Source organism: Streptosporangium sp. NPDC049046, assembly GCF_040649155.1.
GTDB lineage: Bacteria > Actinomycetota > Actinomycetes > Streptosporangiales > Streptosporangiaceae > Streptosporangium.
In genome coordinates, this window is record NZ_JBEZEZ010000011.1 from 172968 (window position 1) to 196675 (window position 23708).

The 23708-nt window shown below is 69.9% G+C and carries 18 protein-coding genes; 14 read left to right on the forward strand and 4 right to left on the reverse strand.

All coding sequences use genetic code 11. The features are described 5' to 3' along the window. The first annotated feature begins 86 nt into the window (after window positions 1-86). Window positions 87-1580: a sulfatase gene (locus AB0B96_RS18070; protein WP_362899940.1), complete on the forward strand. Its 1494-nt coding sequence runs from the start codon at window positions 87-89 to the stop codon at window positions 1578-1580. On the opposite strand, the gene AB0B96_RS18075 is transcribed toward AB0B96_RS18070, so the two are convergent. Continuing rightward, window positions 1509-2264, reverse strand: a complete 756-nt coding sequence (locus tag AB0B96_RS18075; protein WP_362899942.1) for an FCD domain-containing protein — start codon at window positions 2262-2264, stop codon at window positions 1509-1511. The genes AB0B96_RS18070 and AB0B96_RS18075 overlap by 72 nt on opposite strands. 70 nt (window positions 2265-2334) lie before the next feature. Here AB0B96_RS18075 and AB0B96_RS18080 point away from each other — a divergent pair, with 70 nt between their 5' ends. The 9 genes from AB0B96_RS18080 to AB0B96_RS18120 all read left to right on the forward strand — a co-directional run bounded on the left by AB0B96_RS18080 (window position 2335) and on the right by AB0B96_RS18120 (window position 15262). Continuing rightward, complete coding sequence (locus AB0B96_RS18080) at window positions 2335-3255, forward strand: heterodisulfide reductase-related iron-sulfur binding cluster (RefSeq protein WP_362899944.1); 921 nt, start codon at window positions 2335-2337, stop codon at window positions 3253-3255. Continuing rightward, entirely contained in the window at window positions 3252-4658 is a 1407-nt protein-coding gene (locus AB0B96_RS18085) for a lactate utilization protein B (protein WP_362899946.1), read from the forward strand. Before AB0B96_RS18080 ends, AB0B96_RS18085 begins: the two co-directional genes overlap by 4 nt. Further along, window positions 4655-5455 carry an LUD domain-containing protein gene (locus tag AB0B96_RS18090; protein ID WP_362899948.1) on the forward strand — a complete coding sequence of 267 codons (801 nt, stop codon included), beginning with the start codon at window positions 4655-4657 and terminating at the stop codon, window positions 5453-5455. The genes AB0B96_RS18085 and AB0B96_RS18090 overlap by 4 nt, the downstream gene beginning before the upstream one ends. 232 nt (window positions 5456-5687) lie before the next feature. Further along, window positions 5688-6230: a GNAT family protein gene (locus tag AB0B96_RS18095; protein ID WP_362899950.1), complete on the forward strand. Its 543-nt coding sequence runs from the start codon at window positions 5688-5690 to the stop codon at window positions 6228-6230. Window positions 6231-6557: 327 nt separating this feature from the next. Continuing rightward, entirely contained in the window at window positions 6558-7385 is an 828-nt protein-coding gene (locus tag AB0B96_RS18100) for a sirohydrochlorin chelatase (RefSeq protein WP_350945373.1), read from the forward strand. A 75-nt stretch (window positions 7386-7460) separates the two neighbouring features. Continuing rightward, the gene (gene cobT, locus AB0B96_RS18105; protein WP_362899952.1) at window positions 7461-8543 is read left to right on the forward strand and encodes a nicotinate-nucleotide--dimethylbenzimidazole phosphoribosyltransferase; all 1083 of its coding nucleotides are present in this window, start codon (window positions 7461-7463) and stop codon (window positions 8541-8543) included. Between the two features lie 229 nt (window positions 8544-8772). Then, complete coding sequence (gene cobA / locus AB0B96_RS18110) at window positions 8773-10005, forward strand: uroporphyrinogen-III C-methyltransferase (protein ID WP_350945375.1); 1233 nt, start codon at window positions 8773-8775, stop codon at window positions 10003-10005. Between the two features lie 1160 nt (window positions 10006-11165). Then, entirely contained in the window at window positions 11166-13628 is a 2463-nt protein-coding gene (locus AB0B96_RS18115) for a dynamin family protein (RefSeq protein ID WP_362899955.1), read from the forward strand. Then, complete coding sequence (locus AB0B96_RS18120) at window positions 13625-15262, forward strand: GTP-binding protein (RefSeq protein WP_362899957.1); 1638 nt, start codon at window positions 13625-13627, stop codon at window positions 15260-15262. Before AB0B96_RS18115 ends, AB0B96_RS18120 begins: the two co-directional genes overlap by 4 nt. A gap of 26 nt (window positions 15263-15288) precedes the next feature. Here AB0B96_RS18120 and AB0B96_RS18125 read toward each other — a convergent pair whose 3' ends face one another. Further along, window positions 15289-16656 (reverse strand): acyltransferase, encoded by a 1368-nt coding sequence (locus tag AB0B96_RS18125; protein WP_362899959.1) that lies wholly within the window; start codon window positions 16654-16656, stop codon window positions 15289-15291. A 310-nt stretch (window positions 16657-16966) separates the two neighbouring features. Between AB0B96_RS18125 and ssb the strand changes: the two genes are divergently transcribed. Then, a complete protein-coding gene (gene ssb, locus AB0B96_RS18130; RefSeq protein WP_362899961.1) occupies window positions 16967-17848 on the forward strand; it encodes a single-stranded DNA-binding protein in 882 nt (293 codons plus the stop codon). A gap of 127 nt (window positions 17849-17975) precedes the next feature. Here ssb and AB0B96_RS18135 read toward each other — a convergent pair whose 3' ends face one another. Then, a complete protein-coding gene (locus tag AB0B96_RS18135; protein ID WP_362899963.1) occupies window positions 17976-18548 on the reverse strand; it encodes a hypothetical protein in 573 nt (190 codons plus the stop codon). A gap of 150 nt (window positions 18549-18698) precedes the next feature. Here AB0B96_RS18135 and AB0B96_RS18140 point away from each other — a divergent pair, with 150 nt between their 5' ends. Continuing rightward, window positions 18699-19292, forward strand: a complete 594-nt coding sequence (locus tag AB0B96_RS18140; protein ID WP_362899965.1) for a hypothetical protein — start codon at window positions 18699-18701, stop codon at window positions 19290-19292. 217 nt (window positions 19293-19509) lie between these two features. On the opposite strand, the gene AB0B96_RS18145 is transcribed toward AB0B96_RS18140, so the two are convergent. Further along, window positions 19510-20037: an ATP-binding protein gene (locus AB0B96_RS18145; protein ID WP_362899967.1), complete on the reverse strand. Its 528-nt coding sequence runs from the start codon at window positions 20035-20037 to the stop codon at window positions 19510-19512. 320 nt (window positions 20038-20357) lie between these two features. On the opposite strand from AB0B96_RS18145, the gene AB0B96_RS18150 reads away from it, so the two are divergent. Together AB0B96_RS18150 and AB0B96_RS18155 are read left to right on the forward strand one after the other, a co-directional pair. After that, window positions 20358-21701 carry a hypothetical protein gene (locus tag AB0B96_RS18150; RefSeq protein ID WP_362899969.1) on the forward strand — a complete coding sequence of 448 codons (1344 nt, stop codon included), beginning with the start codon at window positions 20358-20360 and terminating at the stop codon, window positions 21699-21701. A gap of 714 nt (window positions 21702-22415) precedes the next feature. Continuing rightward, the gene (locus AB0B96_RS18155) at window positions 22416-23672 is read left to right on the forward strand and encodes a GGDEF domain-containing protein (protein ID WP_362899971.1); all 1257 of its coding nucleotides are present in this window, start codon (window positions 22416-22418) and stop codon (window positions 23670-23672) included. Window positions 23673-23708 lie beyond the last annotated feature (36 nt).

The window sequence follows — 23708 nt, forward strand, 5'->3', positions numbered from 1 at the left end:
GGACGGATCCCGCAATTAGAACACGTTCTATATTGGTCGGTCGAGTGTGAGGTGTCGAGATTCTGTCTTCCGGGAAGCGTGCTTCTGTGCTCAACGCCGCTCGCAAACTCCTCTCCCTGGTGTCGCTCCTCGCCCTCGCCGCCATGGGAACGATCCCGGCCGTGGCGCACGCGCAGGGACGGCCCAACATCCTGTTCGTCCTCGTCGACGACCTGGAGGCGGGTGATCTACGGAGATTTCCCAACATCTGGAACCTCCTCGCGCAGGGCGGCACCGGCTTCGACAGGTTCTTCGTGCCGAACTCCTGGTGCTGCCCCTCCCGCGCGTCGATCATGCGCTGCCAGTACGTGCACAGCCACGGCGTGCTGACCAACACCGCCCCCGAAGGGGGGTTCACCAAGTACTACACATCCGGCCTGGAACGCTCCAACATCGGGACCTGGATGAAGTCGGCCGGATACCGCACCGGGCTGATGGGCAAATACCTCAACCACTATCCCGGCGGCGCCACCTCCGCCACCCACGTGCCTCCCGGCTGGGACGAGTGGGACGTGCCGGTGCGCAGGCTGTACGAGGAGTACGGCTACACGCTCAACGAGAACGGCATGCTGCGGAAATACGGCTTCGCGCCGCAGGACTACCTGACCGACGTGCTCAGCGCGAAGGCGAGGGCGTTCGTCTCCCAGCCGAGCCGGGATCCGTTCTTCCTGTATCTCGCCCCGGTCGCCCCGCACAACCCGGCCAACTACGCCCCCCGGCACGAGGCCGCCTTCTCCGGGGTGGTGGCTCCGCGCACCCCGTCCTTCGACCAGGCGGATGTCAGCGCCGAGCCACTCTGGCTCAGGTCGCTCCCGCCGTTCGACGCCGCGAGGGTCCGCAAGATCGACCGGCACTACCGGGACCGGCTCCGGGCGATGCTCGGCGTGGACGACATGGTCGGCGCCCTCGTCGAATCGCTCAGGGCCTCCGGCAAGCTCGACGAAACGTATATCTTTTTCTCCTCCGATAACGGGTTCCACCTGGGCCAGCACCGGCTCGCCCAGGGCAAGACCACACCCTTCGACGAGTCGATCAAGGTGCCGCTGCTGGTGAGGGGACCCGGCGTGCAGGCGGGCCGCGTCGTCGGCGACATGGCCGCGAGCATTGACCTCGCCCCGACGTTCGCGCAGCTCGCCGGGGTCACCCTCCCCGACTTCGCCGAGGGGCGCTCCCTGCTGCCGCTCCTGCGGGGCGAGACGCCGCCCTCGTGGCGGCAGAACGTGCTGCTGGAGTTCTACCGCCCGACCAGCCCGGATTCGGCCCGCCAGACCCCGGTCCCCGCCTACCAGGGGATGCGGACCGCCCAGAGCACCTTCGTCCGCTACTCCACCGGCGAGTACCAGATCTACGACGTCGTCAGGGATCCCTACCAGCTCCACAACCTCGCCGCGGAGATCCCGCTCCCGGTGATCGCCGAGTTCAACCGGCAACTCGACGCCCTGGTCTCCTGCTCGGGCGCCTCCTGCCGCTCAGCCGACTCGGTCAGACCGCCCCTGCTGCCCTTCAAGCCCCTCGTCATTCTCAGCCCGTGGGGGACGTGAGATGCCGGGGTAGGCCCGTCGCAGGTGGTCCTCGACGGCGGAGGCGGCCTCCGCCGCGTCTCCGGCGGCGATGGCCCGGTGGATCCGGCGGTGGTCGGCCATGAGCCCCGCGGTGTCGCCCAGGCGCTCGACCGCCTCGACCGCGTAGCGGCGGAGCGAGTCGCGCAGGGAGAGCATCATCGCGGTGGTCAGCCTGTTGTCCGAGGCCTCGGCGATGGCGACGTGGAAGGCCGTGTCGTGCTCGACGAACTCCTCGGCCGTCGTGGTGGCGTCCATACGCTCCAGCGCGGCGGTCAGGGCGGACAGGTCGGCCCCGTGGACGGCGGCGTGCGAGACCGACCACTTCTCGATCATCAACCGGGCGTCGACGACCTCCTCCAGTGACAGGTTCGCCAGCCCGAGGTGCAGCCTGAGCAGGTCGCTCAGGGCCTCGGCGGGCCTGGAGATGAGGAGGGCCCCCGCATCGGGACCCCGCCCGACCTGCGAGGAGACCACTCCCAGCGTCTCCAGCACCCGCATCGCCTCACGTACCGACGACCGGCTCACCCGTAGCTGCTCGGCGAGTTGCCGCTCGCCGGGCAGGCGATCCCCGACCCTGAGGCCGTCGTCCGCGATACGACGCTCGATCTGGGCGATCACCTCCTCGAACGTCCGGGTGCGCCGGACCGGCTGCCAACCGCTCAAGAGGACCTCCTCTTGTGGAGAAATATGGTCAGACCATACTGTGGTCAGGCCATTGAAAGGAAGGAGCGCCGTGCGCGTCGCCCTCTTCGTCACCTGCGTGAACGACACGCTGTTTCCCGGCACCGGGCGGGCGGTCGTCACGCTGCTGCGCCGCCTCGGATGCGACGTCGACTTCCCCAGCGCCCAGACCTGCTGCGGCCAGATGCACGTCAACACGGGATATCCCGAGGAGGGCCGGCGGCTCGCGCGGCACTTCGTGGACGTCTTCGCCCCCTACGACGCGGTCGTCGCGCCGTCGGGATCGTGCGCCGCGATGGTCCGCGAGCAGTATCCCCGGCTCGCCCGCACCACCGTCGCCCCCGCCCAGGTCAGGACCGGGGGCCCCGGAGGGCTGATCACCGGGACCGTCGGGACCTCGGCGTCCCGGGCGGTTCCGCCGAGAGGCGCGGGTCCCGCTCCGGCGCCTCTCGCGGGCGAGTCGGAGTCGCCTGCTCCGCCGAAGGACCCGCGCCCCGGCCCGGCGCCCGGCGAGGGCGAGTCAGGGTCCTTCGCCGCCGAGGTGGCCGAGCTGGTGCCCAGGGTCTACGACCTCTCCGAGTTCCTCGTCGACGTCCTTGGCGTCACCGACGTGGGCGCCTACTTCCCGCACCGGGTGACCTACCACCCGACCTGCCACTCGATGCGGATCCTGCGTGTGGGAGACCGGCCCACCCGGCTGCTGGAGCAGGTCAGGGGGCTGGAGCTGGTCCCGCTCCTCGGTGCCGACGAGTGCTGCGGCTTCGGCGGCACCTTCGCGGTGAAGAACCCGGCGATCTCCGCGGCGATGTGCGCCGACAAGGTGCACAACGTCGCGACCACCGGCGCCGAGGTGCTGTGCGCCGCCGACAACTCCTGCCTGATGCACATCGGCGGCACCCTGAAACGCCAGCGCACCGGTGTGCGGATCATGCATCTCGCCGAGATCCTCGCCGCCACGGAGACCACCCGATGAGCGGCACTTTCCTGGGCATGCCCGCCTTCCCGGCGAACGCCGCGGTCGCCGTGCGGGACTCGCAGCTCAGATACAACCTCCGCAGGGCCACACGCACGATCCGCGGCAAGCGGGCCTTCATGGTCGACGAGCTGCCCGACTGGGCCGAGCTCCGCCGGGCGGGCAAGGAGATCAAGGACCACACCCTGCGCAACCTGGAGCACTACCTGCTCCGCATGGAGGAGGCCGTCACCGCCGCGGGCGGTCATGTCCACTGGGCGGCCGACGCCGAGGAGGCGAACAGGATCGTCGCCGACCTGGTCAAGGCCACCGGCGAGACCACCGTGGTCAAGGTCAAGTCGATGGCCACCCAGGAGATCGGCCTCAACGAGGCACTCCAGGCGGAGGGCATCACCGCCTACGAGACCGACCTGGCCGAGCTGATCGTCCAGCTCGGTGACGACTGGCCCTCGCACATCCTGGTCCCGGCGATCCACCGCAACCGTTCGGAGATCCGCGAGATCTTCCAGGAGAAGATGGCCGACTGGGGCCGCGCGGCGCCCGAGGACCTGACCGACGAGCCCCGTGCCCTCGCCGAGGCCGCCAGGCTCCACCTGCGCGAACGTTTCCTGTCGACCAAGGTCGCCGTCTCCGGCGCCAACTTCATGATCGCCGAGACCGGCACGCTGGTGGTGCTGGAGTCCGAGGGCAACGGGCGGATGTGTCTCACCCTGCCCGAGACGCTGATCAGCGTGGTCGGCATCGAGAAACTGCTGCCGAGCTGGCGGGACCTGGAGGTCTTCCTCCAGCTGCTGCCCAGGAGCTCCACCGGCGAGCGGATGAACCCCTACACCTCCACCTGGACGGGCGCGACCGAGGGCCAGGAGTTCCACCTGGTGCTGCTCGACAACGGCCGCACGAACGTGCTCGCCGACGAGGTGGGCCGCCAGGCGTTGCGTTGCATCCGCTGCTCCGCCTGCCTCAACGTCTGCCCGGTCTACGAGCGCGCCGGAGGCCACGCGTACGGGTCGGTCTATCCGGGACCGATCGGCGCGATCCTCACCCCGCAGCTGCGCGGGACCGCCTCGGAGCTGGACGCGTCGCTGCCGTACGCCTCGACCCTCTGCGGCGCCTGCTTCGACGCCTGCCCGGTCGCGATCGACATCCCCGAGGTCCTGGTCCACCTGCGCGGCAAGGTCCGCCACGCGCGCGCCGAGCGCCTGGGCATGCGCGCCGCCGGGTGGGTGTTCGACCGCCCCACGCGGCTGGCGCGCGCCCAGCGGTTCGGCGGGCGCCTGCGCAGGTTCGTCCCCGGCCGCCTGCCGGGGCCGCTCTCCGGCTGGACCGACACCCGCGACATTCCCGACATCCCTGCCGAGTCCTTCCGCGACTGGTGGAACCGTACCGACGGAGGTGCCCGATGACCGCCGGAGCAGCGTCCCCCGCGCCCGGTCCCGGGCGGCCGTCCGGTGCCTCCTCGGGGGCGGGTGCCCTCTCCGGCAAGAGCGGTTCCTCGGCCACGGGTGGTCTTTCCGCTACGGGTGGCTCCTCGGCTACGGGTGGTTTCTCCGGTACGGGTGGCTCCTCGGGTTCGGGTGGTTTCTCCGGTACGGGGGCCAAGGAGCGGATTCTGGCGAGGATCCGCTCCGCCGTGGCCGGAGCGCCCGACGTCGAGATCACCCGCGCCTACCGCACGTCACCGGAGTCGGTGGCCCCGGAGGGCGTGGTGGAGTTGTTCGCCGAGCGTGTGGCCGACTACCGGGCCGTCGTGCACGTGGTGGACGAGGCGGAGGTCGCCGCGACGGTCGCGGCGGCGCTGGCCCGGCGGGGCGCCGGCCGACTGGTCGTCCCCGAAGGGCTGCCGCCGGAGTGGGCGCCCGACGATCCGGTCACCGACGACCCTCCGCTGAGCGCGGTGGAACTGGACGGGCTGGACGGGGTCGTCACCGGATGCGCGGTCGCGATCGCGGTGACCGGCACCATCGTGCTGGACGCCGGACCCGGCCAGGGGCGGCGGGCACTCACCCTGGTCCCCGACTACCACCTGTGCGTGGTGCGGGCCGGGCAGATCGTGGCGGGGGTCCCCGAGGCCGTCGGCAGGCTCGACCCCACCAGGCCGCTGACCTGGATCAGCGGCCCCTCCGCGACCAGCGACATCGAGCTGAACCGGGTGGAGGGCGTGCACGGCCCACGCACGCTGGAGGTCGTCATCGTCCGCTGAGCCGTCGTACCCCCGGCCGGTTCGGCGGGGGCGATCCTCGCCGACGGGAGGTCGTCGTCCGCTGAGCCGTACCCCGAGCCGGCTCGGTCCGGATGATCGCCACCGGCTCGTCGTCCGTCGAGGCGTTCCCTTCGGATCCCGATCCGGCCCGTCCGGGCCGGATCGGGATCTTGCGCGGGCGGGGTTCGCCGGGGTGAGGTTGGGACCACACATCTCCCGGCAAGGAGGGCGCGTGACCGCCTTCGTCCCCGATCCGCCGATCCTGACCGGCCGGCTCGTGATCCGGCCTTTTCGCCCGGGTGACGCCCCCCGCGTCCGCTCGGTGATCAGGGCGCGTGACAGGTTCCTGCCGCCAGGCGCCCCTGGGCACCCGTCGGGCATCTCCCAGTGGCTCTCCCACGGCGTGCACGAACTGCGTCGCTCCGGCCAGGGCGTGCACCTGGCGGCGGAGGCCGACGGTCTGATCGTGGGCGCGATCAGCCTCTTCAGGACTCTCTGGGGTGCGGGGACCACCGAGGTCGGGTACGGGGTGCATCCGCTGCACCGGGACCGGGGCTACGCCACCGAGGCCCTGCTCGGTGTGGCGCGCTGGGTGTTCGAGACCACGGAGATACGCAGGATCGAGCTTCGCGCCGGCCTGGACAACACGGCCTCCCTCCGGGTCGCGGAGAAGGCCGGTTTCGTCAGGGAGGGCGTACTTCGCGCCGCCGAGCTGGGGGAGGACGGTCCGCGCGACATCGTGGTGTTCGGAATGCTCAGAAGTGATCTGTCCTGATCCACGCGGGATTCTCGTGTCGCGGGTGGCGCGATGGACGTCATGCCTGGCCGGGAAGGGGGGAGGGGTGCGCGGGGTGTGGAACGACGGCGTGGCCGTGCTGGACGTCTCCCGCGAGCCGGGCTAGCGTGCCAGGGCGTGTGATCCAGATGGCCCGGCGGGTGAGGGAGTGTCGCCACCACCGGTCCAATCCGCACCACCCGTCACACCCGTGTGAGAAAAGACGTATTTACCGATCCGTTACCTGTCCATGGAGTGGCTTTATCGGATATTGTCGCGAGTCGCCACTGCGTAACCCCAGGTCAAGGTCATTGGAGTCCCCGTTCCATGAAACCGCCGCTGCTGCTCATCGGGCAGGGCTCGCACGACGACAATGGATCTGCTGAATTCGGTAGGTTCGTCCATCGGCTGCGCTGCCGCCTGGATCAGAAGGCCGTGGACGTCTCCGGTGGCTACATCGCCAGGGCCAGGCCGCGCCTCAGCGACTCCGTCGCCTCGCTGGTCGCTCGCGGGCACCACCGGATGGTGGCCCAGCCGATGAGCCTGGCCGGAGACGTGTGGCTCGGCGCGGACATCCCCTCGGCGATGGCCCGCGAGCAGGAGAGGCACCCCATGCTGACCTGCGACTACGGCCGTCCCCTCGGCTCGGACCCGCGCATTCTCGCGCTGCTCGCCGAGCGTCTGGCCGACGCGGCCGCCGAGGTCGCCAGCCTCCGGCTCGTCCCGGCCGCCGCCGGGGTGTTCGACGACGAGCCCGAGCACATCGAGATCGGCGAGACCGCCGTGGTCCTGGTCGGCGACGGCTCCACCAGTCCCGAGACGAACGCCGACGTGCACCGGGTCTCCCGCCTCTTCTGGGAGACCCACGCCCACGAGTACATGACCGTGGAGACGGCCTTCGTCTCCCTCACCCCGCCCGGCGTGCCCGGCGGCATCGAGCGCTGCCGCCGCCTCGGCGCCAAGCGCGTGATCGTCGTCCCCTACCTGCTGTTCGCCGGTGGCCTGCTCGACCGGGTCTGGGCACAGGCGATGGCCTACGCGGCCGGGCACCCGAATCTGGACGTCCGCTGCGCCGACGTCATCGGCGACTGCGAGGGCCTGGCCGACGTGGTCATCGAGCGCTACGAGGAGGCGCTCAGCGGCATCGCCTGGTGATCCGTCGATCCCCGACGGGTCGGTATGACTTTTCAGTATTTTCCCGGAAATCCGGATTCAAGGGAGAATGATCACATGACCACCCTTGAGGAGACCATCGCGGCGATCCGTCCCGCGGACCCGGCGGCCGTCGCGGAGGCCCGCGCCCACCAGGACCGCCTGACCAAGCCCCGTGGCGCGCTGGGCGCCCTGGAGGACGTGGCGGTACGGCTGGCGGGAGCCGCGGCGGTGAGTCCTCCGCCCCTTCCCGCTCCCGCGGCTCTGGCGATCTTCGCGGCCGACCACGGCGTCCACGCCAGAGGCGTGAGCCCGTGGCCGAGGGAGGTCACCCTGCAGATGGTCGGCAACTTCCTCGCGGGCGGCGCCGTGGCCAACGCCTTCGCCGTCCAGGCAGGGGTCTCGGTGACGGTCGTCGACGTCGGCGTGGCGGCCGACCTCGACCCCGCGCCCGGTCTGACGATCAGCAAGGTCGCGTACGGCACCGCAGACCTGTCCGCCGGGCCCGCGATGACCCCCGAGCAGGCGGTCGCGGCACTGGAGGCCGGGATCGCGGTGGCCCGCGATCTCGTCGAGGGAGGCGCCCGCTGCCTGATCACCGGCGACATGGGCATCGCCAACACCACCGCCTCGGCAGCGCTGATCTGCGCGTTCACCGGGCACGACGCGGCCGTGGTGACCGGCAGGGGCACCGGTGTCGACGACGAGACCCTCGCGCGCAAGGTCGAGGTGGTCCGCGAGGCCCTGCGGGCGAACGGCCTGGAGCACGGACGGGACAGTGCCTCGGAGATGTCCGCGCTGCGGACGCTGGCCGCGGTCGGCGGCCTGGAGCACGCGGCGATCGCCGGATTCGTCCTCGCCGGGGCCGCCCTTCGCGTACCGGTCATCCTGGACGGTGTCATCGCCGGGGCGGCGGCGCTGGCGGCGGCGGCCCTCGCCCCCGACGTCGTCGACCACTGTGTGGCGGGGCACCGTTCGGCCGAGCCCGGACACGCCGTCGCGCTGGATCACCTCGGACTGCGGCCCCTGGTCGAGCTGGAACTCCGGCTCGGCGAGGGTACGGGTGGCCTGCTCGCCCACCCCATCGTCTGCGCAGCCGTCAGGGTGATGCACGAGGTCGCGACCTTCGACTCCGCCGGTGTGACGGACAAGGAAACCTGATCCAACCGTCACGGTCGCGGCTTGTCCGCAGATCAGCCGCGCGAATCCTCCTGCTTCGGTCGCGGGGAGGAAGCCAAGTACGGAAGGCTTGGAGGGACAGGTTGACAGCGGTCAGCCCAGTCTTGACAGCTGTTAACACGGGCGCAGTGAAGCGGGCGCCATTAGCCGGTAGGTTTACCTCCTAGCACGCCATGCTTCGCAATTCCTCGTGAATGGGAGATCGGTCGCCATGTCGCCCTACCTGCTTGGCTTGCGCCTTTCCGGGCGGCGAGTGCTCGTCGTGGGTGGAGGACGCGTCGCCCAGCGGCGGGTGCCGGCGCTGCTCGACGCGGGCGCCCTGGTCACCGTCGTCTCGACGAGCGTCACGCACGCCCTCGACGACCTCATCGCCACGGGTCGCGTGACCTGGGAGGCGAGGCGCTACCAGGTCGGCGACGTCGACGGGGCCTGGCTGGTGCAGGCCTGCACCAACGACCGCGCGGTGAACGCCGCGGTGGCCGCGGAGGCGGAGGCCAAGCGCATCTGGTGCGTACGCGCCGACGACAAGGACGCCTCGGCGGCCTGGACCCCGGCCAGCGGCAAGGTGGACGAGATCAGCGTGGCGATCACCGCCGGAGGCGACCCCCGCCGCGCCGCCGGGATCAGGGACGCCGTCGTCGGAGCCCTCAGGGACGGCACGGTCGACGCCAGGCGCAACCGTACCAAGCCGGTGGGCGTCGCCCTGGTCGGCGGAGGACCCGGCGACCCCGGCCTGATCACGGTCCGCGGGCGGCAGTTGCTGGCCCAGGCCGACGTGGTCGTCGCCGACCGCCTCGCCCCGCAGCCCCTGCTCGACGAGCTCTCGCCGGACGTCGAGCTGATCGACGCGGCCAAGATCCCCTATGGTCGTTACATGGCCCAGGAGCGGATCAACGAACTGCTGATCGAGCACGCCAAACAGGGCAAATTCGTGGTCAGGCTCAAGGGCGGCGACCCGTTCGTCTTCGGTCGCGGTGGCGAGGAGATGCTCGCCTGCGCCCGCGAGGGCATCCCGGTCATCGTGGTTCCCGGTATCACCAGTCCGATCGCGGTGCCCGCCGCGGCGAACGTCCCCGTGACCCATCGCGGAGTGAGCCAGGAATTTCACGTGATTTCCGTACATGTTCCGCCCGGCGATGAGAGATCCACCGTCGACTGGCCTAATCTGGCAAGATCCGGCGGAACACTGGTGCTTATGATGGCGGTCGAACGAATCGGCGCGATAACCGAAGCGCTGATTCGTGACGGCCGTTCGCCGGAAACTCCCGTAATGGTGGTACAGGACGGTACCCTTCCCACCCAACGCGCTCTTTACGCCACGCTGTCCACCGTGGCGGAGCGTGTGAGCGCGGCTGGGATTCGACCACCTGCGATCGTGATCGTCGGGGATGTCGTGAAGGTCGGCCAGGAGGTCGAGATGGTTCGAGCGGAGCGAGTACCGTGAAATCGGCGTCCAACAGGCCCCCCCAACCAGGTGGTGGCCGTGACCCTCGCCTCGCCGGCACCCCCCAGGAGCCGCCTGACGACACCTCGTCGGACGACAGGGAATCCCCCGGCGAGCAGACGGTGACCTTCGGCGCCATCCGTGCCGACGACGACGCGGCCTCCATCCGCGCCCGCACCCGGCCTCCGGGTGCCCAGCCACCGGGGACAGCCGTTCCCAGGGCGGCCGGCGGCCCCGCCGTGCCCCGGGGAAGGACACCGGGTCCCGCGACCCCGGCCGGAGGAGGCGGCACCGCCGCGCCCTCGGGCAGGACGGCGGGTCCGGCGGGAGGCGGTCCCGCGACCTCCGCCGAGGCGAGCGACCCCGCGGCCCCACCCGCCTCCAAGGAGACGATGGAGGCATTCCACGCCGCGGCCGCCGCCGCACAGGCCAAGATCGAAGCCATCACCGCCTCCCGCGCCCGCGAAGCGGCCGCCAAGCCCGCCTCCCAGGGCAACCGCCCGACGGGCACCCAGGGCAACCGCCCGACGAGTCCCTCCCGGGGCGGCCCCGCCACGGCCCCCGGTCAGGGCGGAGGTCAGGGCGGCCCCGCTTCCCCCGGTGCCTCTCGCGGAGGCTATCCCTCCGCGCCCGCTGCGACTCCTGGTCAGGGGGTTCGTCCTTCCGCGGGTGCCCCCCGTGGAGGTGCTCCCGCCTTGCCCGGCGCGGCCCCTCGCCCCGGGACCCCCGCTCCCCGTGGCGTCCCCGCCTCGCCGGGTGCTCCTGCTTCTCCGGTTGCTCCTCGTGGGGGCACGCCCACGACTCCTCAGGGCACTCCCCGAGGGCAGGGCGCCCCCGGTGTCCCTCCGGGCGTCTCTCGCGGAGGCGCCGCAGCCGGTTCTCCCGGCGCCGCCTTCCGTCCAGGTGCTCCTGTCCCCTCGAGCGGTGCCGAAGCCGATCCCGGTGCGGCCTTCCGTCCGGGTGCTCCGGTGCCTCCGAGCGCACCTGCTGGTGGGGATGCCGCTCCCGGTGCGCTTTTCCGTCCCGGTGCACCCGTTCCTCCGAACGTCCCCCGCACCGGTGGCCCCGCCAGGCCCTCATCCGGTGCTCCCGCACCCCAGACCTCCGGTGCTCCCGCACCCCCGGCCGAACCCGGCGCGATCTTCCGTCCGGGTGCTCCGGTGCCTCCGTCCGCACCTGCTGGTGGGGATGCCGCTCCCGGTGCGCTTTTCCGTCCCGGTGCACCCGTTCCTCCGACGAACGTCCCTCGCACCGCCGACCCCGCCACCTCCCCGTCCGAAACCGGCGCAGAGGCTCCCGCCTCCCAGGAAGTCCCGGACCCCGCGCGGGAGACAGGGGTCTCCGCCTCCGGCGCCGCTGTTGAGGAAGCCCTCTCCCGGTCCGAGGGCGGCGCCCCCGGCAGCGACTCCGGCACCGGAGGCGCTCCGCCCCTTCGCGCGAGCAGGGCGGAGGAGAAGCAGGAACGATCCGACAAGGACGCGGAGCCGGACGAGGTCGTTCCCGGCACGACCTCGCAGGAACGTCGGAACGACTCCGAGGACGACGCGGAGAGCGACGGCGGCACACCGGGCACCACCGGCCTCGTCGAGGCCGAGAGCGGCGAGGTTCGGCGCGACGCCACGGTCGCCACCGCCGACACCGGCATCGCCGACGAAACCGCGAGTGACGCCGAGCCCTCCGCCATCGCCGACGAGACGCCGGGCGAGAACGAGGACGGGAGCGACGACGCGGCCGGTGACGATGTCCGGGACGAGGCCGGAACCGTCGACGGCGGCGAGGAGATCAAGAACGAAGAGGTCCAGGGCGAGGAAACCCAGGGCGAGACCGACGAACTCCGAAGTGAGGACGGCGAACGTCGAGGCGAGGGTGAGGAAACCCGGGGCGAGGACGAAGAGCGCCGAGGCGAGGGCGAGGAGGCGGCGCCGGACGGGACGCGGGAGACCCTGCTTCCCGAGGCCGTCTCCGAGGCGCTGAGCAACGCGCTCACCGCCGTACGCGCCGGCGTCACCGATCTCACCTTCGGCCTGGACCTCCCCGGCGCGGAGGAGGCGAGGCGGGTCCAGGGCGAGATCCTCGCCCAGCTTGACGACTACGTGATCCCGCGTGTCCACACGAGCACCGCGCCCGCGCTCGTCGTGGTGGCGGGTTCCACCGGCGCGGGCAAGTCCACGCTTCTCAACACCCTGGCCAAAGCCAAGATCAGCGCGACCGGAGTACGCCGCCCGACGACCGGCACGCCCATCCTGGCCTGCCACCCCGACGACCACGAGTGGTTCACCGAGAGCGACCTGCTCGGCAGCCTGCGGCGGCTCAGCGAGCCCGACCCCGAGGCCGCCTCGGGGAGCCTCGTGCTCGTCTCCACCGAGCACCTCCCCTCCGGTGTCGCCCTGCTCGACACCCCCGACATCGACTCGGTCGTCGAGGAGCACCACGAGATCGCCCACCGCATGCTCGACGCGGCCGATCTGTGGATCTTCGTCACCACCGCCGCCCGGTACGCCGACGCTCCGGCCTGGCGGCTGCTGCGCCTGGCCAAGGAGCGTGGAGCCCGCCTGGCCATCGTGCTCTCCCGGGTGCCGCCCAGGTCCCGAGAAGTGATCACCAAGCACTTCGTCAGGATGCTCACCGAGTACGGCCTCGGCGAGGTCGAGCGGTTCGTCATCAACGAGAGCAGGGTCACCGACGGGATGCTCCCCGACGCAGAGGTGAGCGAGCTGCGCCAGTGGCTCACGGATCTCTCGGTCGACGACCGGCGTCGCGCGCAGGCCGTACGGGCGACCCTGGACGGGGTGCTGAACAGCTTCCGCACCCGTGTCCCCGCCCTGGCCAAGCACCTGGAGATCCAGGTCGCCTTCCGGAGGGACCTTCGCGGCGACGTGGACGGCGCCTACGCCCGTGCGATGGCCGACGTCGACAAGAGCACCGAGGACGGTTCGCTGCTCCGGGGTGAGGTGCTCGCCCGCTGGCAGGACTTCGCCGGGTCCGGCGACCTCATGCGTACCCTCCACCTGCGCAGGCCGAGTCGCTTCGGCGGCAAGGCGAACCAGCAGGCGCCCGAGCGGATCAGCGCGCTGAAGTCCGCGCTGCGCGCGGGGCTGGAGTCGGTGGTCGTCTCTGCGGCGCAGCGGGCCGCGGAGGAGGCCGCGTCGCGCTGGCTGAACCGCCCCGGCGCGCAGGAGGCCCTGGCCGCGACCCCCGATCTCGGCCGCCCGTCCGACGACTTCGCGCGCAGGACCGGCCGGGCCGTCGCGGCCTGGCAGGAGCACATCATCGAGCTGATACGCACCGAGGGGGTGACCAAACGGGCGGTGGCGAGGGTGATCTCGTTCGACGACGAGTCCCTCTCGCTGATCCTGACCATCGGGCTGCTCGGTTACGGTTCCTCGGACGAGCGGAACGGCGCCGGGGCACTGCCGCAACGGCTGGTGCACGCGCTGCTCGGCGCGGAGTCGCTGCGCAACCTCGGCGTGAAGGCCCGGAGCGATCTCCGAGCCCGGATCGGCATGCTCTTCGACGACGAGATGGCGCGTTACGCCCAGGCTCTCGACGGTGCGGGCATACCTGACGAATCCGCCGCCACCCGCCTTTACCAGGCAACGTACAACCTTGAGGTCGCCCGATGAGTGTTGGCACCACCCAGTCAGGCCAGGGTCTCGGCAGCCGGCTCGCCGCGCTGGCTCGGATCGTGGAGCTGGGGCCGGGCAAGGTCGAGCCCAAGCTCCTCACCGAGTCGGGTCAGCTGCTGCTGCGCGCCGGTGACAGGCTGAAGCTCTCCTCCGAGCACACCGTGGTCGCGCTCGCGGGAGGTACGGGCAGCGGCAAGTCGACGCTCTTCAACTCGATCTCCGGCCTGGAACTGTCGCCGACGGGGGTGCGCCGCCCGACCACAGCCCGTACGCACGCCTGCGTCTGGGGCCTGGACGGGGCGGGTCCGCTGCTCGACTGGCTGCAGATCCAGTGGCGGCACCGCTTCGCGCGGGCCAGCGCCCTGGACAAGGACGAGGGCCAGCTTCACGGGCTGATCCTGCTCGACCTGCCCGACCACGACTCCATCCGGGCGCTGACCGACACCGAGGCGGACCGGCTCATCCAGATCGCCGACCTCGTCGTCTGGGTGCTCGACCCGCAGAAGTACGCCGACGCCTCCACGCACCGGCGCTACGTGACCGATCTGGCCGGGCACGAGGCCGTGACGATCTTCGTACTCAACCAGGCCGACAAGCTCGACCAGGAAGAACTCGCCGAGTGCGTCGAGGACCTGGACGGTCTGCTCCGCCGCGAGGGGGTCGAGAACCCCGTGATCGTCACCACCTCGGCGATCATGGGCAGGGGCGTCGACGAGCTCAAGGCCGTCCTCGCCGAGACCGTCTCCAAGCGCAGGGCCGCGACCCAGCGGCTGGAGGCCGATCTCGACCGGCTGACGCTCCGTCTCGCGAAGGTCATGCCCGCCGACGGTGCCTCCCCGCCCTCCTCCATCGACGACGCCCGCAGAATCGGTCTCACCGACGCCCTCTGCGACGCCGTCGGCGTCCCCGCGGTCGGCGAGGCGATGGAGAACGTGTACGCGGCGCGGTCCGGTGAGTGGGTCGGCTGGCCCTACACCCGCTGGGCCGCCAAGCTCCGTCCCGACCCGCTGAAAAGCCTGCGCCTGGGCAAACTGCGAGACGAGATCCGCGGCCTGAGCGGCGGCTCGGTCAGCGCGCAGCCCGCCGAGGTGGACACCGCCGTCCAGGCGCTCACCGACGGCCTGACCTCGGGCATGCACGAGGCGTGGCAGAACGGGATCAGGGACGCCGCGCGCTCCCGCTCCGCGCAGCTGCCCGAGGTGCTCTCCGAGGAGCTGTCGGAGGTCGCGCCGAGACTGGACAGGGTTCCCGGCTGGTGGCGGTTGCTGCTGGCCTGGCAGTACTTCCTGGTCCTGCTCTTCGTCGCGGGCCTGGCCTGGGTCGGTACGGCCCTCGCCTACGGCGTCTTCGGGCTGGGAACCCTGCCGGATGGGCTGGAGGTGTTCGCCGACGCGGCCTCACTGCCATGGGTCGGGTTGATGATCTTGTCCGTGCTGGGGCTCGGGGCGCTCACCGCGACGGCGAGCCGCAACTTCGTCGTGCTCGGCGCGGGCAACGAGCGTGACACGCTGGAGCGCGAGATGCGCCGCAGGGTCGCCGGGATCGCCGAGAACATGGTGATCGAGCCGGTGGAGCGGGAGCTGACCCGTTACAACGAGTTCAACTCGGCGATGCGGAGCCTGCGGGACTGATTTCTCCCTCGATGCCCTGGTCTCGATCACTCCCGCATGGGGTGCGAATATCTCCAACGGACGAACCCCAGGACGGCGACGCCACCGAAGTAGGCGATCAACACTCCCGCGGGCATTCCCATCGGCTCCTGCTCTTCCCCCGGGCCGACCAGAGCGATGGACAGAAGCGCGGCGACCACGGCACCGACCCCGACGATCGTGAGTGCCGTTGGCCACCCGCCCTTCACCGTGTTCCCGGACGAGGCCCATCGCCCCGCGCGCCGCTCGAAACCCCCGAACAGTACGACAAAGAACGTGAGAACCAGAGCCAGGCAGGCGAGCCAGGGAACGCGCAGGAGCAACCAGAATGCCGACCCGGGCGCGGCGTCGGGCATCACCCCCGTTCCGTAGAGCGCGAGGACACCGACGACGGCGGCGGTCATGTGCCAGAGGAAGAGCGTCATGATCACCGAGTTGATCGCCACGACGACGGTCCACGGTCTCAATCGCCGCAGCCACCGGTTTCCCGGGCCACGTGCGCACAGGGCGACTCCCGTCTGCGTGACGGCCAGCGCCAGGAGGGCGAGCGTAGGGGGAGAGGTGTTCTGTACGCCCTCCCCTCCGAATCCCACCATGCTGACCGGATAGGGGCCGACCACCGTGAGAAGCACGAGGGCGATGAACCCGGCCGCCGCCATCGACAGAGCCACGCTCTGCCGACCCGGCAGGCGCCCGTCCTGCCAGGCGAAGCCGAGCTGATGCACGGCCAGCCAGGCGAACAGGAAGTTCGCCTGGCCCCCATGGGGAACGTCCAGCACCAGACCTGCCAGGTCGCCCGCACCGACGAGTGCCGCCAGGATGATCGGCACGACCAGGCCCACACGCCGATGCACGGCGTGCATCGGCGGGGTGAGGGCCGTCACGGCGATGTAGATGACCAGGAACCACAACGGGATCGAGGCCAGCCAGACCGCCATACCGATCAGAGCGGGCTCGACACCCAGACCCCTGGCCGTCAGAGCCACCACCGCCAGTCCGCCCAGCAGTATCGTCGTCGGGCCCAGAAGCCGAGCCGTCCGACCCAGCATCCAGCTCACGGCGTTGCCGCCCCGCTTGAGGTGGGAGGTGAGGGACGCGGCGTTCGCGAAGCCGCCGACCAGGAAGAACAGGGGCATCACCTGGAACAGCCACGTCAGCGGATGGGTCCACGGGACGACCTGGAGGATGCTGCCACCTTGGAACTTCCCGCCGTCGTGGGTCACATAGATCGCCAGCCAGTGTCCGATCACAACCGCGGTGATCGCGACGGCGCGCAGCAGGTCGACGTAGCGCTCCCGATGCGGCGGTGTCCGCTCGGCCATCAGTCGCACCTGCCGCCCCATCCTCTGGACGGCTAGAAAAGGGCGCGCTGCCATCTCGCCGATGTTTCCCACGATGGGGGCATTCCTCCATCCACGCCATATCAAGCGATCTTTCTTCCCTCCCCTTGCCGTCCGATCGGCTCCCGCAGATTTACGGCGGAGTGGAACCGATGGGAAACATGGGACCGGCGCACACATGGGACCGACGCACGCTGCTCGGGGTCGGTAAGACCGGGTCGTCCACAGCTTTCTCGCGCGTCCCGGGTTTTCCCCAGAGCGTGATTCGGTAACCCGTGCGAGGGGCGGGCGGGGCGATCGTGTCCTTCATGCCGCCGGCGCTCGGCCGGCTCTCATGGGAGGCACGATGAACGACATCTACGTCACGCTGACCGGTAACGTCGCGGCCCCGCCGCGCCAGCACACCTTCCCCGACGGCTCCCGGGTGACCTCACTCAAGATCGCCTCAACGAGCCGCTACTTCGATCGGGAGAACCAGCAGTGGCGCAACGGCGAGACGACCTACTTCGGCGTCCGCTGCTTCCGGGGGCTCGCCGACAACGTCGCCCAGTCGGTCCAGATGGGCCAGCCGGTCGTGGTCCAGGGGCGGCTGCGGATCCGCGAGTTCGCCCATGAGGGAGAGCGCCGGTTCATGCCCGAGGTGGAGGCCAACTCGCTCGGCCACGACCTGCGCTGGGGGCTCGGGAGCTTCACCAAGCCGCAGCGCGGCGGTCCGCTCCCCGCTCTCGGCAGCGCGGAGCGGATCGAGCTTGACCGCGAGACCTCCGACTGGGCCATGAGCGGCGGCGCCCCCGTCGCGGCCGGGGCTCTCGGCGCCCCGTCTCCGCTGAAGACCGGCTCCGACACCGAGACCTCAGCGCCGCACGAGGTGGAGATCACGCCGGACGGTGAGGCGACCCACGACGCGATCTCCGCAGGCTCCACCGCTCACCCGGAGCAGGCCACCACTCATGTCTGGGAGGCCGTCGAGGTCCCGCCGCGTCCGGCCGACCCCGGGCTCACCGGACAGGGCCACGGTCCCGCCAGGGAGGAAGCGGCGGAGGGACAGGCCGTGGCCGGAAGGGCGAAGGCGGCGAGAAGCACGACGACGAAGCGGCGAGGCACGACGGGGACGCGAGGCCCGAACGCCGGCGAGGCACCCGTCGGGAGCGGACCGGGCGCGCTGAAGACCCACCCGGATACGAGCGACGAGACGCCCTGGCCGACCCGGGCACCCATCGCGGCCTGAGCCGCTTCAGGCGGTGAGGTCTGGACCGCGGACCTCCCCGCCGACCGGGAGCTCAAAGCCGGAGCGCGGGGTGGTGGGCGATGGTCGCGGTCCGTGCTTCTTCAGTGACGCGAGAGGGCAGGTTCGCTCAGCGTGGCCAGGCGTCGCGGGGTACGCGGTAAAGGACGCGTGAGGTCGCGAACCAGTCCCGGTCGAGGAATCTGCCGGTGATCCGCCCCGCCAGGATGAGGTAATACTCCACCTGCTCCCGGAACCCGGCATCATCCGGATCCAGGTCCAGCGCGTAACCCTGGAACGCCTCCTCGCCCACCCTGCCCACATACTCTCCGTCGTGGTAGTAGACCATCCCTTCGTCGGCAAGTTCATACAGGCCGGCCATGTGCCAATGAGCGAGGATGCCCCTTCCTCCGGTGCTCGCTTCTTCGGACAGCGTGAAACCCCTGTTCATGGTGACCGAGACAGACCAGCCCGGGGAATGCGTCCCGATCCAGACCAGAGTCTCCTGCTCGTCATTCTCAATCAGGTCGAACGCGGTATCGAGATCGCAGAGAACCCCAGAGCCCGAATCCGCCCGGAAACGCTCCGCGGCTTCATCGATCTCATCCGTGTCGATCCAGGCCACATCGAAGCGGCTGTTCAGGAGATGCTCCTCCAGGAGATCCCACTGATTCTCCGCGGGCATCGCTCGTAACAGGTTCAACGGACAGCTCCTTGCGAGGTTCGAGCAAGTCCGTGAGTGGAGGCGAATCGCTCTCTGCCTGGGCGTGACCCGATATTCCAGCTACGCGAAGAACGCCATTAACATCCACTGAACTTGGTCAGGATCTTCTTCAGGGTAAGCGGAGGGGACATGCGTGTCGGTGACAGTGCCCAGGTCCACCAGGCGTGCGGGTTGCTCGCGCAGGTGCAGGCCATTCAGCGGTTCAACGCCGAAGCCGGACTGTGCTTCGCTCGCATCGGCCTCACCGGCGAGCGCGCGTCGCTGGTCGTGGAACACCCCGACTATCCGCCGCTGCACTTGAAAGTGGACTACGACATCTCCCGGCCGGCGCTGCGCGCGCTCCTGACCGCGCGGGGTCGGCCGGTCCGTCCCGAACCAGCTGACTATGACCACACTGTGGCGACACCCCACCCGCACGGTCCCGGCCTGATCCGGCACGGGTACGTTCTCTATGAACTCTGCGACACCGGCGCGTGGACCGACTACTACGAGGGTCGCTCCTGGCAGGGCGAGCTGGCCGACATCGTCTATGAACCCGTCGGCACCGATCTGTTCGTACGCCTTGATGGTGTGGCCTGGCGAGTGACGGTGAAACTCTCCATCCGGGAGCTAGGCGACCTGATCGGTGCCGCCTACAGCGTGGTCGATCGCATCAGCAGCGCGGTGGAGACGCCTTCGGCGGCGCAGCGTGAGCAGATGCGCCACGGCGAGGTGCTCGTATAAGGGATGTTTCCTTCACGGAGAACTGCGCACCGATCTAGGTTCCCGTCCTGCGGGGAAGCTCAGAGAGGCCGGCGTCACGGACGGGGGTGGGGTCGGGTCCGTGGACGCCGGCCTCTGGGTACGGCCCACGCCCGGTACGGGGGAGTGGTGGGCGTGGGCCGGCTCCGGGGTCAGGGGGATCGGGGGACGATCCTGGCTGCCCGGAGGTTGGGGGAGGTCAAGGGTGGTGTCGTTGGGGGGTGAGGTCGAGCCGGTATCGCTCGGTCGGTAGGTCGAACCAGACGACGGTGCCGAGTTGGCCGGTGCCGCACAGGCGGGTCCATTGGGTGCCGCAGTGGCCGTGGGTGAGTTCGGTGACGATGCGCAGGCCCCGGCCGCCGAGTTCGAGGTCGTCGAGGTGTTCGGGGACGGCCGGTGGGCGGCGTAGGAGGTGGTCGATGAGGGTGGTGCCTGCTCCGGCGTCGACGACCTCTGCGCGGACGGGCAGGTTGTGGTCGTGCAGGAGGCGTAGTTCGTAGGGGGCGGGGGCGTAGCGGGTGGCGTTGGTGACGAGTTCGGAGACGACGATCTCCAGGTCGTCGAGCACGTCGGGGTCCGGGAGCTGTTTGGTCAGCTGGTCGCGGAACAGCTCCCGGGCGCGGCGGGCGGCGTTGCCGGGGGGTAGGCACCAGGCGGTCATCCGGAAGCGGTTGGGGAGTCTGCCGTGCCCGTCGGGGTCCGGGACGGGCACGTGCTCGATGAGCATCGTCGCTCCTATCGGGTGGGAAATGGAGACGTTTCACCGGCGGACGGAAACCGGTTTTGGGAAAGTCGCCCATCGCGGGACGGGCACTGCTTATTAGGGCTTTCGTGAAATTCTTGCCCTGATTATCCGTTGTAATGAGACGACTGCGGAGCGTAGTGTTGCGAGAGCGGAACGAACCAGACGGGCTCCAGAAAACCTGCTCGCACCCCTCTCGAACAGGCAGATCTCGTCGTCCGGGGTTGTCCCCTCTTCAGGGAAGCCTCTCGTGGCCTGTCCGGGTGGATTAATCAGATTTACAGTCGGAGAAAGGGGAGTGGCGAATGTCCGGACCAGTCTCTATGCAGCCCGGAGAGGTCTTCGTCCATCCGTTGAGTTATGTCCGCGCCGAGCGCGGCTGGACCTACCAGGACCTGGTGACCGTCATCGCCCGACGTGTCGGGAACATGGCGCGAAGGAGGGAGAAGGCGTGGCGCTGGGAGCACTGGGGGGTCGTGCCCGACCGTGACACCCAACTCGCTCTCGCCGCCGAGCTCGGCGTCTCCCCGGAGACCGTCCACGCCCGGCCCTGGCCCGGTTGGCTGCCGGTCGGCGACCCCATCCGAGTCGACTTCTCCTGGGACCAGACGGGCAGTCGGCTCGCTCTCAACCACGCATTGGAGAAGGCGATGATGGACCGGCGGGGTTTCGTACGGCTGACCGGAATGAGCCTGACCGCGTTCGCGACCGACTGGCTCAACGTCGAACCGGCCCGGCTCACCTCTGTGCTGGGCGGGGGCCAGATCGGTGAGGAGTTCGTTGAGCAGATCGAGGCGAGCCTGCCTCGTCTGCATACGCTGCAGGGCAGCCACGGTGGGCAGTACGTCCGCAAGCTGCTCGACGCCGAGCTCGGCATGGTCACCGGGGTGCTGGAGAAGTCCTCCTACAGCGAGGCCATCGCCCGGCGTCTTCACACACTGGCCGCAGAGCTCGGGCAATTGGCGGGTTTCGCCTCCTTCGACACGGGATTGCATTCCGCAGCTCAGCGATACTGGGTCGCTGCCGTCCATTCCGCGCAGGCAGCCGGTGACCGCGCCGTAGGGGCGGACATCCTCAAGTCGATGGCTCTGCAATGCAGGGATGTAGGGGACTTTCCCGGTTCCTTGACCCTTGCCCGTGCCGCCTACGAGGGCGCCGGAAAGGTCACACCGCGTATCGCCAGCGTGCTGGCCATGCGGCTGGCGTGGGCCCACGCGAGCGTCGGTGACAAGGCTGAGGCTCATCGCCTGCTGGGCATCGCCGACACTCAGTTCGGGCGCGGCACCAGCGCGGACGACCCCCGATGGATCCGATGGTTCGACGAGGGGGAATTCCACAACCATGTCGCCACCTGCCAGATCGACCTGGGCGACCTGCGACGCGCGGACTCCTACCTTGAGAAGGCGCGAGAAGGGTTCGCCCCAACCAGACGCAGAGACTACGCCACCTATCTGATCAGGCGTGCCCGCGTCCAGAACGACCTTGGCAATGCCGATCAGGCCGGTGATCTGCTGCACCAGGCGGTTCCGCTGATCGAGCAGGCCCCCTCCAAGCGCAACGTCGGCAAGCTGCTCGCCGTTCGCGATCGCCTGCCCGACGACACCCGCAGGAGCGACCTCGACCAGAGGCTGTCCCCCCTGACCGGGTGACCGTTTCCGGACCTTGGCGCGTCGTCGGAGCCGACCTCCGCGGCCCTGGCAGAGCCATCGCCGCGGAACCGGCCGAACGTTCTCTCGGAGAGGACTCTCTTAACAGCTCTTCGACGTTGAGGGGGAAGTGCCTTCTCGGCGCCCTCCCCCTCCCCGGTTCGTTTTCGATCCCACGACCTGTGTGTCCGGGCGCCGGATGACGATGCCGGACGTCGAACGGCCGTAACCGGGCAACGAGGCTATGAAAAGGCAGGGAAGGAAGCGCTGGAGGATTCGACGGGGGGAGAGGGGAGATCTAGGGGATTCGAGTGAGCAGGGTGTCTGGTGGGGGGTAGCAGGCTCACATGGGTACGGAGAGGGAGCCTGGGTGCGGGCGAGTTGAGGGGGCACCGGCCGGGCGCGGTCGGGGTCTCGCCGTGACTGCGCGGTGACGCCGAGATAACCGGCCGATGGTCTTGCCCGTGTCAGATGCCGAGACACCTGTTAGGTCCAGGTCACGCCCCGCAGCATGGCTTGCTCCTTTCCCACCACGGCCCGCTCGCGAGCGAGCGGTTTCCAAGTCGTGAGCCGGCCGGTGGGCTGACTCACTCCGCCAAAGGTAGCGGTTGCCATCGCGCGTCGCACACTCCGCAACTATTGTGTTACACATCGTTAGTCGGAGAGGGGGACGACATGGTGGCTCCCAGTCACTCACCGGTCAAACCACGCGACGGCATGACACCTTTGGTCGATCGATGGCCCCTGCTGGGGCAGCGTCGTCCGCTGGTCGGCTACCTGTGCGGGATAGTAGCGCTGGATCTCGTCGCGATCGTGTTCTTCTCGATTTCCGGTGTTTTCCGCTGGTCCGACGTGCTGACGTTCACGGCGTTGATGATGTGCGGAGCCGTGTGCATCGAGGCGACCCGGAGACTCGGCATGCCCGCGGGCGTCTACCGCGATCTGCTGTCCGCCTGGTGGTTACCCGCAGCCCTGCTCCTCCCGCCGATCTACGCGCTTCTGGCGCCCATCCCGCTCCAGTTCCTGCTGCAGAAGCGGGTGCGCGCGACGGTGGTCTACCGGCGGGTCGTGAGCTCGGCGGCGATCGGACTGGCCGGATGCGCGGCCTCGCTGCTCTTCCACGCCGTGGTCGGCGACCTGGGGGCGCTGACCAGGGGGGAAGGATGGCCGATCCTCGTTGCCATCGGCTGCGCGATCTTATTCACAGTGATCAACACCGCGCTGATCGCCATCGCCGCGCACACCGCCGACCCCGAGAGCCGCTGGCGGGAGGTCCTGTGGAACCGGGAGAACCTGCTCCTCGACTTCGTCGAGCTCTGTCTCGGCGTCCTCGTCTCCATCACCTGCGGGCTCAACCTGGCCCTGCTGGTCCTGGCGCTGCCCCCGGTCGTGCTGCTCCAGCGCAGCCTGCTCCACGCCCAGCTCCAGGCGGCGGCCCGCACCGATCTCAAAACCGGCCTGCTGAACGCCGCGGCCTGGCAGCGGGAGGCCGACACCGAGATCGTCAGGGCGCGGCGCACCGGGGAGACGCTCGCGTTGCTGATCGTCGACATCGACCACTTCAAGAAGGTGAACGACACCTACGGTCACCTGATCGGCGATCAGGTCCTCGTCGGGGTGGCCGACACCATCCGCAGCCAGCTGCGTGACTACGACGTGGTGGGCCGGTTCGGCGGTGAGGAGTTCGTCGTCCTGCTGCCCAGGGCCGACGTGACCGAGGCGCGCAGGGTGGCGGAGCGGCTGCGCTCACGGGTGGGGCGGATGGCCGTCCCGGCCGACGACAACATGATCACTGTGACCATCTCGGTCGGTGTCGCGATCATGAGTGTGCACGGGGACGACCTGATCGAGCTGCTCGCGGCGGCCGACCTCGCTCTTTACCGGGCCAAGGAGCTCGGCCGCGACCAGATCTGCCTGTCGGCCACCATCGTGCCCCCGGCCCGCAGGCCCGGATCCGAGGCCGCTCCCGGCTGAACTTCTCGGGCCCCATCCGGAGCCGCTCCCGGCTGA

Bases quoted from the DNA above. Each gene is read 5' to 3' on its own strand.
- AB0B96_RS18085 (WP_362899946.1), top strand. From the start codon at position 3,252: ATGAGCGGCACTTTCCTGGGCATGCCCGCCTTCCCGGCGAACGCCGCG.
- AB0B96_RS18090 (WP_362899948.1), top strand. From the start codon at position 4,655: ATGACCGCCGGAGCAGCGTCCCCCGCGCCCGGTCCCGGGCGGCCGTCC.
- AB0B96_RS18100 (WP_350945373.1), top strand. From the start codon at position 6,558: ATGAAACCGCCGCTGCTGCTCATCGGGCAGGGCTCGCACGACGACAAT.
- cobT (WP_362899952.1), top strand. From the start codon at position 7,461: ATGACCACCCTTGAGGAGACCATCGCGGCGATCCGTCCCGCGGACCCG.
- cobA (WP_350945375.1), top strand. From the start codon at position 8,773: ATGTCGCCCTACCTGCTTGGCTTGCGCCTTTCCGGGCGGCGAGTGCTC.
- AB0B96_RS18120 (WP_362899957.1), top strand. From the start codon at position 13,625: ATGAGTGTTGGCACCACCCAGTCAGGCCAGGGTCTCGGCAGCCGGCTC.
- AB0B96_RS18125 (WP_362899959.1), bottom strand. From the start codon at position 16,656: ATGGCAGCGCGCCCTTTTCTAGCCGTCCAGAGGATGGGGCGGCAGGTG.
- ssb (WP_362899961.1), top strand. From the start codon at position 16,967: ATGAACGACATCTACGTCACGCTGACCGGTAACGTCGCGGCCCCGCCG.
- AB0B96_RS18140 (WP_362899965.1), top strand. From the start codon at position 18,699: ATGCGTGTCGGTGACAGTGCCCAGGTCCACCAGGCGTGCGGGTTGCTC.
- AB0B96_RS18145 (WP_362899967.1), bottom strand. From the start codon at position 20,037: ATGCTCATCGAGCACGTGCCCGTCCCGGACCCCGACGGGCACGGCAGA.
- AB0B96_RS18150 (WP_362899969.1), top strand. From the start codon at position 20,358: ATGTCCGGACCAGTCTCTATGCAGCCCGGAGAGGTCTTCGTCCATCCG.
- AB0B96_RS18155 (WP_362899971.1), top strand. From the start codon at position 22,416: ATGACACCTTTGGTCGATCGATGGCCCCTGCTGGGGCAGCGTCGTCCG.